Origin of the sequence: Pseudomonas sp. FSL W7-0098, assembly GCF_005930585.1 — a bacterium.
Taxonomy (GTDB): domain Bacteria; phylum Pseudomonadota; class Gammaproteobacteria; order Pseudomonadales; family Pseudomonadaceae; genus Aquipseudomonas; species Aquipseudomonas bubulae.
In genome coordinates, this window is record NZ_RXHW01000005.1 from 1 (window position 1) to 12,355 (window position 12,355).

The window sequence follows — 12,355 nt, forward strand, 5'->3', positions numbered from 1 at the left end:
CATCCAACTCATTGAAACTCAAGGAGTTTTCCGTTTCGACTGCGCCGGAAGTGGGGCGAATTATAGACAGTTACAATTTCGAGTCAAGCATTAATCGAAACTATTGATCTGTAAGCGCCTATAGCGTGAAAAACGCCAGAAGTTGCGCACTATATTGCACATTCTCAATCAGTTAAGCATCATGCCTGCCTTAAAGCCCCTCAAACCCAGGCACACTCCGTAATGACAAAGCTCCCCCGCAACCTGATGGCGACGCTTTTCCCTGTTGGCTTGCTGCTTATTGCCATGGCTTCGATCCAATCGGGTGCATCGCTGGCTAAAAGCATGTTCCCCATCATTGGCGCCCAAGGAACAACCAGTCTGCGCCTGGCATTCGCCAGCATTATCATGTTTCTGATACTGCGCCCCTGGAGAGCCAGGCTCAGCGCAAAATCCTTAAAAACCGTGATTGTTTACGGGATAGCGCTGGGGGGGATGAATTTCCTCTTCTATATGTCATTGCGCAGCGTTCCGCTGGGTATTGCTGTGGCCCTTGAGTTCACGGGACCTTTGGCCGTGGCTATTTACACCTCCCGCCGGCCGATCGACTTCATATGGATAGGTCTGGCAATCACCGGACTGCTGCTACTCATACCCTTTGGTGAAAGCACGCAAGGAATCGACCCTGTCGGCGCGGGTTACGCGTTGAGCGCCGGGGTCTGCTGGGCACTGTACATTCTTTATGGGCAACGGGCCGGAGCGGATAATGGCGTGCAGACCGCTGCTTTAGGCGTAATTATTGCAGCACTTTTTTTCGCACCTATAGGTGTGTACCACGCTGGCGCCGCATTATTGACTCCAGGCCTGATTCCCATAGCCATTGGCGTAGCCCTTATGTCCACAGCTCTGCCCTACACACTTGAGATGATTGCCCTGACACGCATGCCAACTCGAACATTTGGCACACTGATGAGCATAGAACCCGCCTTCGGAGCACTGTCGGGCCTGTTGTTTCTGAATGAGATCTTGTCATTTACGCAATGGATGGCCATTTCCTGCATCATCATGGCTTCGATCGGGGCGACTTTAACCATGCGCAACCATTCCACACCTGTTGCTACTGACAAAAAAGACGCCAGTTGACACAGTTATTGTAATTGACTCTCATTTAAGGGATGTTTGTCACTCCAGATTCATCAGGCCGATTCAGGATACGGACATCTACAGGGGCCACGGACAGGCAGCCTCACACATGCGTATCCCGTAAACCCGATGCAAACGCTTAAGGACAGGAATGAAACGTATTTTGGTAGCTTTAGCCGTACTTGCTTTAACCGGCTGCGCTGCAACCTCCGAAACCTCCGTCAAGCATGGCAAGCGAGGCCTGCATATCAATTGTTCGGGATTGTCCTCCTCGTGGAACAAATGCTATGCCGAAGCCGACAAGTCTTGCGGAACCAAGGGATACCGGGTGATTGCCAAATCGGGTGATGCGGCCGAAGAGCCAGGGGACTACCCGTTCGGCCTTAACCCCGCGGGTTATACCAGTCGCAGCATGATTGTCATCTGCAGGTAGTAACACCTATTGCCATGCTGTCGACCCGACCGGCAGCATGGCATCAAGATCAGCGCTTGATCGCGACGGGTGCCGTACGAACCTGCAACCATTCCAGAGCGGCGCCTGCAAGCAGCGGACTCAAACGCTCGAGAACCTGGGCGTGGTAGCCATCAAGCCACTCGACCTCCTCGCGCGTCAGCAATGATGGTTCCAGACAGCGAGTGTCAATCGGACATAGCGTCAGGGTTTCAAACTTCAGAAACACTCCAAACTCCGAATCACCCGCTTCCCGGTTCAACACCAGGTTTTCGATGCGCACCCCCCAACGACCCGGACGGTATGTCCCCGGCTCGATCGAGGTAATCATCCCCGGCTGCATTGCCGTGTGCGGCGCCGGTGCAGCCTGATAGGCGATAACCTGTGGCCCTTCGTGCACGTTCAGGAAGTAACCGACGCCATGCCCAGTGCCGTGCCCGTAATCGACGTTTTCAGCCCAGATCGGGGCCCTGGCAATCGAGTCCAGCAAAGGTGAGAGGATGCCCTTTGGAAAGCGAGCACGAGACAAAGCGATCACGCCTTTTAGTACACGGGTGCAGTCACGTTTTTGCTCATCGGTCGGCGTGCCGACGGGAACCATGCGCGTGATATCGGTCGTGCCCCCCAGGTACTGCCCGCCCGAGTCAATCAACAGCAAGCCGTCACCTTCAATGACTGCATGTTCTTGTTCGGTGGCATGGTAATGGGGCATTGCTCCATTGGCATTAAACGCAGCAATGGTGTTGAAACTCAGTGATACAAACCCGGGACGACGGGCACGGGCCGCGGTCAGCTGTTCATCAATCGTCAGTTCGGTAATGCGCTCACGCCCAAAAGCCGTTTCCAGCCAGGCAAAAAACTCACACAGTGCAGCACCATCCTGCTCCATGGCCTGGCGAATATGAACGGCGTCATCAAGACTCTTTTGCGACTTGGACAGGGTCGTAGGGTTCAAACCCTCAACCAGCTTCACTTCAGGCTTCAGGTGGCCGATCAGCCCACAGGTCACGCGGACAGGGTCTACCAGCAACCGGGTAGTGGCCGGCAAGGACGCCAGCGCCGCATTGATCCCGGTGTAGTCGCACAGTTCTATGCCTTCGCGGGCCAGGGTGCCACGCAGTTCGGCACTGACCTTGTGCAGATCGACAAACAAGGTAGCCCGGGCCTCCTCGATTAATGCAAACGACACGAATACAGGGTTGAAAGAGACATCCGAGCCACGCAAGTTGAACAACCAGGCAATGTCATCCAGGGTTGCAATGAAATGCGCGTCTGCTTTGCGCTGCTTGAGTGTTTCGCGCAATTGCTGGAGCTTGTCGACCCGACTGACCGTCGCTTGTGGTGGCAAGTGCTCATACACCGGCTGCACCGGCAGTGTTGGCCGATCCTGCCAGACAAGGCCAAGCAAATCGATATCCGTGCGCAAGGTCGCACCGCGCTCCTTGAGCCGGCTTTCAAGGGTTCGTGCTGAAGCCAGGGCAAGAACGGCGCCATCAACGCTAACCGTTGCACCTTCTGGCGTTTGTTCAGCCAGCCACTCCAGAGGACCCGGCTGCCCGGGCAACAGTTTGACCAGTTCAATGGTGCTGCCACTGAGCTCTTTGCCCGCTTGCTCCCAGTAACGGCTGTCAGCCCACACGCCGGCGAAGGTCGGCGTGACAATCAATGTGCCCACTGAACCGTAAAAGCCTGACAGCCACTGACGGCCCTGCCAGTAGGCAGGCAAGTACTCCGAAAGATGGGGATCGGCCGAAGGCACGAGAAGCGCATGGATCCCGTGCTGGCTCATCACTGCCCGGGTGCGTTTCAAACGCTCCACAACAGACCCCGAATTCAACACCTGAGTACTCATTTATTCTCCTGCCAGTCACTGGTAATTATTATTCGTCGCTGATGATGGATCAGCCATCAAGGTTGGGCAACCGCCCAAAAAGGTGCGGGCGCTGCTGCGCAAGCCTTGATTGCCTTTGCAGCTACATCGATGTCCTGCTCGCGGGTGAAGCGGCCAAGGCTCAGGCGGATGGTACGCCCGGCCTGGCGTGCATCATGCCCCAGCGCCAGCAGCACATGGGAAGGCGCATTGCTGGCCGAGTTGCATGCCGACGTTGCCGAGTACGCCAGCTCGCTACTCAAGGCAGCGCTGTTAAAGTGTCCTTCGCTGAAGTTCAGGCTCAAGGTATGAGGAATACGTTGGGTCGGACAACCATTGCATTGCAGGCCCGGCACATCGGCCAGTTGTGCAAGCAAACGCTGACGCAATTCACGAATATGCTCCAGCTCTTCGGCAAACGACTGGTTGGCCAATGCAAAAGCTGCGCCCATACCGGCAATTTGATGCGTCGCCAGCGTTCCAGAACGCAAACCGGACTCATGCCCACCACCGTGAATCTGCGCCTGCAAGCGATCCTGTGCCCGCGAGCCCACATACAACGCGCCGATACCTTTGGGGCCATAAATCTTGTGCCCCGAAAACGACATCAGATCGACGGCCCACTCATTCAGGTCGATGGCTACTTTGCCTGCACCTTGCGCAGCATCTACGTGAAACAACGCACCATGCTCGCGCACGCGACGGCCAATCTCCGGGATGTCATTCACCGTCCCCAGTTCGTTGTTGACCAGCATCAGCGACACCAGCAGCGTATCTGCCCGCAGGGCGGCGCTGACCTGATCGGCGCTGACAAGCCCGTTGGCATCAGGTGCCAGGTAGGTCACGTCAAAGCCTGCATCCTGTAAAAAACGCGCGGTATCCAGCACCGCTTTGTGCTCGATCTGGCTGGTGATGATATGCCCGCGCAACTGGCCACCGGCCTGTGCCACACCTTTCAGGGCCAGGTTGTTGGACTCGGTAGCGCCCGAGGTCCAGATGATCTGCTCCGGCCTGGCATTGATCAGTTGCGCGACCTGCTCTCGGGCCAGTTCTACCGAATGCCGGGCTTGCTGACCAAAGACGTGGGAGCCGGAAGCTGGATTGCCAAAGTTGCCTTCAAAGCCCAGGCATTCGACCATCACCTGGATGACACGAGCGTCCACGGGAGTGGTGGCCGCGTAATCGAAATAAAGAGGTCGCTTGTTCATTGTTCAAATCCACTGAGCGCTTTCCTGAATCAGGGCGTCCCTGATTGAGGATTAATGAGACCACTTGAAAATGCGGCCGTTAGAAATAACTGATTGAGCCGGGTGAAAACAGGTAAATAAGAGAAAACCCTCCCAGGCTCAATCCTAAATTAAGGAGGCCTGGAAAGCAGTGTCTTATAAAGCGCTAAAAACAGGTCGCGATGCAAGTCCGATATGCAATATCGATATATAAATATGGAATTAGGTTAGTTTACGGAATAACAAAATAACTTTATAAAGCTGCCTCCGGCTTTCCTTTTGTGGGCAGAGCCCCTGTTAAAAGGAGCTGTCAATGCAGCTTTTAACATTACCTGCCACCCCGGCACTGGCCACGTCCATACGCGCCACGGCCCAAGTATTTGAAGACCCAGCGTCCAAAGCGCTGTTGACGCACTTGCAACAAATTGCCCCCAGTGATGCCAGTGTGCTGATCATTGGAGAAACCGGCACCGGCAAGGAACTCGTTGCACGCCATATCCATCAGCTCAGCCACCGGCACCAGCAGCCATTCGTGGCGGTCAACTGCGGGGCGTTTGCCGAGTCACTGGTTGAGGCTGAGTTGTTCGGCCATGAAAAAGGTGCTTTCACGGGCGCCCTGAGTGCAAAATCCGGCTGGTTTGAAGAGGCCGATGGCGGCACGTTGTTTCTGGATGAAATCGGCGACTTGCCGCTGGCCATCCAGGTCAAGCTGTTGCGCGTCCTGCAAGAACAAGAGGTTGTGCGGCTGGGTTCGCGCAAAAGCACCCCGATCAACGTTCGGGTGCTGGCTGCCACCAACGTCAACCTGGAGCAGGCCATCGATGCCGGACATTTCCGCGAGGATCTCTATTACCGCCTGAATGTTGTCAGCCTTGCGTTGCTGCCCTTGCGCGAGCGACCTGGAGATATTCTGCCGCTGGCCCGCCACTTCCTGAAAACCTATCGCCAACGCCTGCCCCACGGGCCAACGGCCCTGAGCGAGTGCGCCGAGCAAGTCCTGGTGCATCACCCCTGGCAGGGCAATATTCGCGAGCTGGAAAACGTCGTGCACCACAGCCTGCTGCTGTGCCGCAACCAGACCATCACGGTGCAGGACCTGCGCCTGTCCCAGTCACGCAGCAGGCGCCAGGACTTGCCGACGCAACAACCGGTTCAACACACTACCCGGGATCTGTTGCAGCGCGCATTTCGCAAGCTTTTCGAAGAAGAACCGGGAGCCCTGCATGAAACCGTCGAAGACGCCCTGCTGCGCAGCGCTTATGAATTTTGCCATCACAACCAGGTGCACACGGCCAAATTGCTGGGCTTGAGTCGCAACGTCACCCGCACCCGGCTGATCAAGCTCGGTGCACTATCAGTCAACGTCCGGCGGATGGATGCCGACGCTCTCGTCTATTAAAAGATCGCCCGCTGACGCAATTGCCTGACCGTAGCGCCAAACGATCCCCATGATCGTTCATGGCGCCGTCGGGCAATCACAAAAGCCCTATCGCCGCTGTTCTCGCTTATCGGTAAGATGACGTCCTTCCCGCGCGCCTGCGCTGTACGTCCCGCCGAATTAAGTCGATCCCATGCCTTTTGAACTCAGCGTAGATTTGACCACCCTCGCCATTCTGGCCGCCGTTGCTTTTGTTGCCGGTTTTATCGATGCCATCGCAGGTGGTGGCGGCTTGCTCACCACCCCTGCCCTGCTCACCGCAGGCTTGCCGCCACATCTTGTGCTGGGGACCAACAAACTCAGTTCGACCTTCGGCGCAGCCACGGCGAGCCTTACCTTCTACCGTCGCAAACTGTTCCATCCCCGCGAGTGGAAACTGGCCATTTTCGGCACCCTGGTCGGCAGCCTGATTGGCGCAACTGCCGCCCATTACATGCCCGCAGAATGGCTCAACAAGATGCTGCCGGTGATTGTCTTCGGTTGCGGGATTTACCTGTTGTTTGGCGGCACCCCAAAAACACCTGTCGACAACGACGCGCCGATCAAAAAGAAATGGCAATTGCCGCAGGGTCTGGGCCTGGGGTTCTATGATGGCGTGGCCGGCCCGGGCACCGGTGCGTTCTGGACTGTCAGCAGCATGCTGATGTACCCCATCGATCTGGTGAAGGCCAGCGGTGTGGCCCGCAGCATGAACTTCGTCAGCAACATTGCAGCGCTGTCGGTGTTTATCTTTTCCGGGCATGTGGACTGGATAATCGGCCTGACCATGGGCTTTGCAGTGATGGTCGGCGCTTACTTTGGCGCCCGCAGCGCGATCAGCGGCGGCGCCAAGTTTATTCGTCCGGTATTTATTACCGTGGTCCTGGGCCTGACCGTGCGCCTAGCCTGGCAGCACTGGTTCGGCATGGCCTAAGCGACGCGCCACATACAGGTCGATAAGATAGCGCGCAATCGAGCGCGATGCCGGCAACGGCGGTAATTGATGCACATTGAACCACTGCGCATCTTCTATCTCATCGGCCTGAGGCACAATCTCGCCCCCGGCATATTCCGCGTGAAACCCCAGCATCATCGAGTGCGGGAACGGCCAGCACTGGCTGCCCACATACTGGATGTTCCTGACCTCCAGCTGCACTTCTTCGCGCACTTCACGAATCAGGCAATCCTCGGCCGACTCGCCTGGCTCGGCGAAGCCCGCCAGGGTGCTGTAAACCCCTGGCACAAAGCGCGGCGAACGGGCCAGCAGCACTTCATCACCACGGGTAATCAACACGATCATGCTCGGCGATATGCGCGGGTAACTGCGCAAGTCACAGGCAGCGCAGTACATCGCCCGCTCCCTTGACACCTGCATCATGGCCTGCCCGCAACTGCCGCAAAAACGATGTTCACGAGCCCAGGTGCCGATTTGCGCGGCATAACCCAGCACTTTATAAAGCGTGTGATCGTCGCCCAGCATAAAGGCGCGCAAGCCCTGCCAATGGCAGCCCTCTACCTGAGCGGCGCCCTTGAGCTCCAGCAAATATACCGGCTCGCCGTCGAGGTGGCCGATGCCATGCTCGGCCAGTACCGGCAAGTTCTGGCGTTTGAGCCATTCGCGAGGGAACAGCGGGCCATTGTCATCATTCAGAAAACCGTCGGGGCCGCGCGCCACGGCCCAGCCGCCAGTCAGGTCTGTATCCAGTACTGCCGTGATCCAACGCGGTGTCATCAAGTGATCCTTGTTCAGGTTACAAAGCCTTCAATCGAGAAATTCGGGTTTCTGCTTGGTCATATGCGCGGTCATTGCCAGGCGCAGATCGCTGGATTGCAGCATCGCAGCATTCCACGTCGCAACATATTCCAGGCCATCCTCCACTCGGTGATCGCGCATATAGCCGATCATCTGCTTGGTGCCAGCAATGGCAATCGGCGATTTACTGGCGATTTCCTGGGCAATCGCCATAACGCCCTCAAGCAACGCCTGTTGATCACTGTAGACCCGGTTTACCAGGCCGATGGCGCGAGCTTCATCTGCCGCGACCATTCGCCCGGTATAGGCCAGCTCGCGGAGCATGCCATCACCGATGATACGCGGCAGGCGTTGCAGTGTCCCGACATCGGCGGCCATGCCCATATCGATTTCCTTGATCGAGAACTGTGCATCTTCAGCGGCGTAGCGCATGTCGCAGGCGGCAATCAGGTCTATCGCCCCGCCAATGCAGTAACCCTGAACCGCCGCCAGAACTGGCTTGCGGCACTGGTCGACGGCAGTGAACGAGGCCTGCATTTGCAGGATTTTTCGTCGCAGCATGCGGGCGTTGCGCCCCACATCCTTGCCCATTTCATTGGCCACCGACGCCAGCAGCATCAGGTCGATGCCGGCCGAGAAATGCTTGCCCGCCCCACTGAGCACCACCACACGCACCGCGTCAGTTTCATCAATCCACTGGAAGATATCGATGATTTCGGACCAGAACGCAGCATTCATCGCATTGACCTTTTCAGGTCGATTGATCTGTACATGGGCGATATTGCCGTTCAACTCAACCTGAAAAGCCTGGTAATCGGACATAACCTGAATCCTTTGCGGGGCGCCGTCGCCGGCCGATAAGCGGCGGACTATAACAAGGCTTGCAGGCTGCAGGCAGGCCGCGATCACGCCAAAATACGGACAAAACGACCTGTCACAGCCCCCTTCAGCGCGTCAGGATAAACCGCTCGATCGCCTGGGCAACGCCATCTTCAGTATTGCTGCCGGTGACATGCATCGCCTGCTCGCGAATAGGCGCATCGGCCTGGCCCATGGCAATCGACAGCCCGGCACGCTGGAACATGGCCGGATCATTGCCGCCATCTCCTATCGCCACCGTGCGCTCAAGAGGCACACCCAGGTGTTCGGCCAGCGTGGCAAGGGCATCGCCTTTATTGGCCCTGAGCGCGGTGATATCAAGATAACGGGCCTGGGAGCGGCTGGCAGAGGCCTCCCCATGCAATAACTGCTGCAAACGCTGCTCCAGCTCGACCAACAAGGGTGCATTGCCGGTAGTGGCCACGATCTTGTCCACCCGGTGCAGGTAGGGTTCAAAACTCTCGACTACCAGCGGGGCATAACCCAGGCCCTGCTGCTCGTGGGCAACCATCGGCCCCGTCGGGTCGCGCAACAGCCACTCATCGTCGGCAAACACCCAGACCTCAACGTCATGCCCGGCCAAAAACTCGAGTGTCTTGAGTACGGCCTGGTACGGCACATGGTGGGACTGCAGCACGCTGCCATCGGCGTTGACCAGCACCCCGCCATTGAACCCGGCAGTCGGCAGCTCAACCCCCAACTGCCGGATATAATCGCGCATGGCCCGTGGCGGGCGGCCGGTAGCCAGGGTGAAATGAATGCCGGCGGCCTGCAGCGCCTTGACTGCCGCCAGGTTGCGCGGGCTGATGCTGTGATCAGGTAAAAGCAGGGTGCCATCCATGTCACACAACACCAACTCAATCGGGTTTTGCTTCACGTCTCTCATCCTATGTTGAGCCAGACACGCCCATCGCGACCCAGCAATTCTTTAGCGGCCTCAGGACCGTCTTCACCGGCCTTGTACGGTTGCACGTCCGTTTGTTCCTGCCACGCGTCCAGAAAAGGTTGCACACCCCGCCAGCCGTTTTCAATGTTGTCCGCACGTTGAAACAAGGTCTGGTCGCCAGTAAGGCAGTCGTAGATCAAGGTCTCGTAGCCTGTTGAAGGCTGCATTTGGAAAAAGTCCTTGTACGCAAAACCCAACTCGATATTGGCCATTTTCAGCCCCGGCCCGGGTTGCTTGGCCTGCAGGTCAAACCACATGCCTTCATTGGGCTGGATCTGGATCCGCAAATAGTTGGGCTGCAACCGTTCAACGTCGGTGTCACGGAATTGCGCATAAGGCGCAGGCTTGAAGCAGATGGCGATTTCAGTGTCCCGCGCACTCATGCGCTTGCCGGTGCGCAGATAAAACGGCACGCCCACCCAGCGCCAGTTGTCGATCATCACCTTGAGCGCAACGAAGGTTTCGGTGCTGCTGTCGGCCGCCACGTTGTTTTCCTGGCGATAACCCACCACCGGCTTGCCGCCGGACTCACCCTGGGTGTATTGCCCGCGCACCGAGTTCTTCAGCGCATCCTCTTTGGACCAGGGGCGGATTGCGCCAATCACCTTGGCCTTTTCACCGCGCACCGCATCGGCACCAAAGGCCGCAGGGGGCTCCATCGCGACCATCGCCAGCAGTTGAAACAGATGGTTGGGCAACATGTCGCGCAAGGCGCCGGTGTGTTCGTAAAAACTGCCACGTGTCTCAACCCCGACGGTTTCTGCCGCTGTGATCTGCACATGGTCAATGTAATGATTGTTCCAGAAAGCTTCGAAAAGCCCGTTGGAGAAACGGCTGACCAAAATGTTCTGGACGGTTTCCTTGCCCAGGTAATGGTCAATCCGGTAGATCTGCTTCTCGCTCATGACGCTCAGCAGGCATTCGTTCAATGCCTGGGCTGTTTGCACGTCAGAGCCAAAAGGTTTTTCAATGACTACCCGGCGAAAAGCCTCCGGGGTTTCCTTGAGCAACCCGCTGGCGCCCAGCCGCTGCACGACTTCGCTGAAAAAGCGCGGTGCAGTGGCCAGATAGAACACTGCATTGGCGGTGCCACTGGCGAAAATCTTCTGTTCCAGCGCCGCGTAGGTACTGTCATCGAGAAAATCGCCCTGCACATAGCTGATGTTCTTCGCCAACGAGGCCCATAGAGCGGCATTCAAGCCCTCGCCGTCAGGATGATCCACTTTGCTGGACGCTTCATTGCGAATGAAGTCTTCCAGCTTTTTGGCAAATCCCTCATCACTGATCGCATTGTGGTCGACGCCCACAATGCGCAGGCCACCGTCCAGTAAACCATCACGACTCAAGTTGTACAGCGCCGGCATCAGCAAGCGCTTGACCAGATCACCGTGGGCACCAAACAAAAACAGAGTGGTGGGCGGCGCAGGCTTGGCATCAGGTTTACTGGACAGATCGGTCATTTTTTAGGCGTCTCCACGTGGCCGCCGAAACCAAAGCGCATGGCTGACAACAATTTGTCGCCATAGAGGCTTTGCTGGCGTGAACTGTAGCGGGCAAACAGGGCTTGCGACAACACTGGCACCGGGGTCGACTGCTCCATTGCGGCCTCGATGGTCCAGCGGCCTTCGCCACTGTCTGCGACGGCGCCCGAGTAGCCATCCAGCGGCTCATCAGTGGCCAGAGCATCGGCGGTCAAATCCAGCAACCAGGAAGACACCACGCTGCCACGACGCCAGACTTCAGCGATATCACCCAGGTTCAGGTCAAAACGCTGCTCTTCAGGCAGGTTTTCACCGCCTTTCATCTTCATCAGGTTGAAACCTTCGGCGTACGCCTGCATCAAGCCGTACTCGATACCGTTGTGCACCATTTTGACGAAATGGCCAGCGCCAGCCGGGCCAGCATGGATGTAACCACGCTCGGCACGGTCATCGTCAGAGGTGCGATCCTTGGTCCGCGCAATATCGCCCATGCCTGGCGCCAGCGCTGCAAACAGCGGGTCCAGATGTTTCACGACAGCGCTATCTCCGCCGATCATCATGCAATAACCGCGCTCCAGGCCCCACACGCCGCCCGATGTACCCACGTCAACGTACTGGATGCCTTTCTCGGCCAGCGACTGCGAACGACGAATGTCATCCTTGTAGAAGGTGTTGCCGCCATCAATGATGATGTCATCGGCGTCCAGCAACTCGCTCAAAGTCTCGATGGTGTCTTCGGTCGGCGCACCGGAAGGCAGCATGACCCAGACAGCACGGGGTTTGGCCAGGCCTGCGACCAGCGCTGGCAAATCGGCAACGGCGGTGGCGCCTTCCTGTTCCAGAGCGCTGACAAAGTCGGTATTGCGGTCAAAAACCACGGTTGTATGCCCATTGAGCATCAGACGCCGCGCGATATTCCCGCCCATACGGCCCAATCCAATAATTCCCAACTGCATGTACTGTTGCTCCCAACGACAAATAAATAGGTGTACAGCACCTCGGTGCAGCATTGCCCAAGGTGCCCGATCAGGATCAGCCCTGACACATGCTGCATAGTTTCGCACAAGCTGGAGGGCAGATTCCCGATTCAATACACTCAACAGACGGACGAAGCAGTAAAGACTGCAAAAAACGTAAAATTTTCAAGGTGCGACAAGACCGATCCATGTCTACCAGCCCGATCATGGGTGACAAAGTTTTCACATCCCCT

Annotated in this window: 11 protein-coding genes; 4 read left to right on the top strand and 7 right to left on the bottom strand. The window is 57.2% G+C overall.

Features of this window, described 5'->3' with window-relative positions; all coding sequences use genetic code 11:
• Positions 1-222: 222 nt before the first annotated feature.
• The gene (rhtA, locus tag FHL07_RS10370; protein ID WP_095001638.1) at positions 223-1,122 is read left to right on the top strand and encodes a threonine/homoserine exporter RhtA; all 900 of its coding nucleotides are present in this window, start codon (positions 223-225) and stop codon (positions 1,120-1,122) included.
• A gap of 151 nt (positions 1,123-1,273) precedes the next feature.
• Positions 1,274-1,555, top strand: a complete 282-nt coding sequence (locus tag FHL07_RS10375) for a hypothetical protein (RefSeq protein WP_095001639.1) — start codon at positions 1,274-1,276, stop codon at positions 1,553-1,555.
• A gap of 49 nt (positions 1,556-1,604) precedes the next feature.
• Here FHL07_RS10375 and FHL07_RS10380 read toward each other — a convergent pair whose 3' ends face one another.
• Together FHL07_RS10380 and FHL07_RS10385 are read right to left on the bottom strand one after the other, a co-directional pair.
• Positions 1,605-3,425, bottom strand: a complete 1,821-nt coding sequence (locus tag FHL07_RS10380; protein WP_095001640.1) for an aminopeptidase P family protein — start codon at positions 3,423-3,425, stop codon at positions 1,605-1,607.
• A gap of 56 nt (positions 3,426-3,481) precedes the next feature.
• Positions 3,482-4,651, bottom strand: a complete 1,170-nt coding sequence (locus FHL07_RS10385) for a cysteine desulfurase family protein (RefSeq protein ID WP_138738437.1) — start codon at positions 4,649-4,651, stop codon at positions 3,482-3,484.
• A 331-nt stretch (positions 4,652-4,982) separates the two neighbouring features.
• Here FHL07_RS10385 and FHL07_RS10390 point away from each other — a divergent pair, with 331 nt between their 5' ends.
• Both FHL07_RS10390 and FHL07_RS10395 read left to right on the top strand, forming a co-directional pair.
• Complete coding sequence (locus FHL07_RS10390) at positions 4,983-6,068, top strand: sigma-54 interaction domain-containing protein (protein ID WP_095019291.1); 1,086 nt, start codon at positions 4,983-4,985, stop codon at positions 6,066-6,068.
• 172 nt (positions 6,069-6,240) lie between these two features.
• On the top strand, positions 6,241-7,020 hold the full coding sequence (locus FHL07_RS10395) for a TSUP family transporter (RefSeq protein ID WP_095001643.1): 780 nt from the start codon (positions 6,241-6,243) through the stop codon (positions 7,018-7,020).
• Here FHL07_RS10395 and nudC read toward each other — a convergent pair.
• The 5 genes from nudC to gnd form a co-directional block, all read right to left on the bottom strand.
• Positions 6,988-7,818, bottom strand: a complete 831-nt coding sequence (gene nudC, locus FHL07_RS10400) for an NAD(+) diphosphatase (RefSeq protein ID WP_138738438.1) — start codon at positions 7,816-7,818, stop codon at positions 6,988-6,990. The genes FHL07_RS10395 and nudC overlap by 33 nt on opposite strands.
• Positions 7,819-7,848: 30 nt before the next feature.
• Positions 7,849-8,661 (bottom strand): crotonase/enoyl-CoA hydratase family protein, encoded by an 813-nt coding sequence (locus FHL07_RS10405; protein WP_095001645.1) that lies wholly within the window; start codon positions 8,659-8,661, stop codon positions 7,849-7,851.
• 124 nt (positions 8,662-8,785) lie between these two features.
• Positions 8,786-9,604, bottom strand: a complete 819-nt coding sequence (locus FHL07_RS10410) for an HAD family hydrolase (protein ID WP_153381242.1) — start codon at positions 9,602-9,604, stop codon at positions 8,786-8,788.
• A complete protein-coding gene (gene zwf, locus FHL07_RS10415) occupies positions 9,601-11,124 on the bottom strand; it encodes a glucose-6-phosphate dehydrogenase (RefSeq protein WP_095001646.1) in 1,524 nt (507 codons plus the stop codon). Before zwf ends, FHL07_RS10410 begins: the two co-directional genes overlap by 4 nt.
• The gene (gene gnd, locus FHL07_RS10420; RefSeq protein WP_095001647.1) at positions 11,121-12,101 is read right to left on the bottom strand and encodes a phosphogluconate dehydrogenase (NAD(+)-dependent, decarboxylating); all 981 of its coding nucleotides are present in this window, start codon (positions 12,099-12,101) and stop codon (positions 11,121-11,123) included. The genes zwf and gnd overlap by 4 nt, the downstream gene beginning before the upstream one ends.
• Positions 12,102-12,355: the final 254 nt, after the last annotated feature.

Excerpts from the sequence above, each read along its gene's own strand:
- FHL07_RS10380 (WP_095001640.1), bottom strand. The coding sequence starts at position 3,425 with ATGAGTACTCAGGTGTTGAATTCGGGGTCTGTTGTGGAGCGTTTGAAA.
- FHL07_RS10405 (WP_095001645.1), bottom strand. The coding sequence starts at position 8,661 with ATGTCCGATTACCAGGCTTTTCAGGTTGAGTTGAACGGCAATATCGCC.
- FHL07_RS10375 (WP_095001639.1), top strand. The coding sequence starts at position 1,274 with ATGAAACGTATTTTGGTAGCTTTAGCCGTACTTGCTTTAACCGGCTGC.
- FHL07_RS10395 (WP_095001643.1), top strand. The coding sequence starts at position 6,241 with ATGCCTTTTGAACTCAGCGTAGATTTGACCACCCTCGCCATTCTGGCC.
- zwf (WP_095001646.1), bottom strand. The coding sequence starts at position 11,124 with ATGACCGATCTGTCCAGTAAACCTGATGCCAAGCCTGCGCCGCCCACC.
- FHL07_RS10385 (WP_138738437.1), bottom strand. The coding sequence starts at position 4,651 with ATGAACAAGCGACCTCTTTATTTCGATTACGCGGCCACCACTCCCGTG.
- gnd (WP_095001647.1), bottom strand. The coding sequence starts at position 12,101 with ATGCAGTTGGGAATTATTGGATTGGGCCGTATGGGCGGGAATATCGCG.
- nudC (WP_138738438.1), bottom strand. The coding sequence starts at position 7,818 with ATGACACCGCGTTGGATCACGGCAGTACTGGATACAGACCTGACTGGC.
- rhtA (WP_095001638.1), top strand. The coding sequence starts at position 223 with ATGACAAAGCTCCCCCGCAACCTGATGGCGACGCTTTTCCCTGTTGGC.
- FHL07_RS10390 (WP_095019291.1), top strand. The coding sequence starts at position 4,983 with ATGCAGCTTTTAACATTACCTGCCACCCCGGCACTGGCCACGTCCATA.
- FHL07_RS10410 (WP_153381242.1), bottom strand. The coding sequence starts at position 9,604 with ATGAGAGACGTGAAGCAAAACCCGATTGAGTTGGTGTTGTGTGACATG.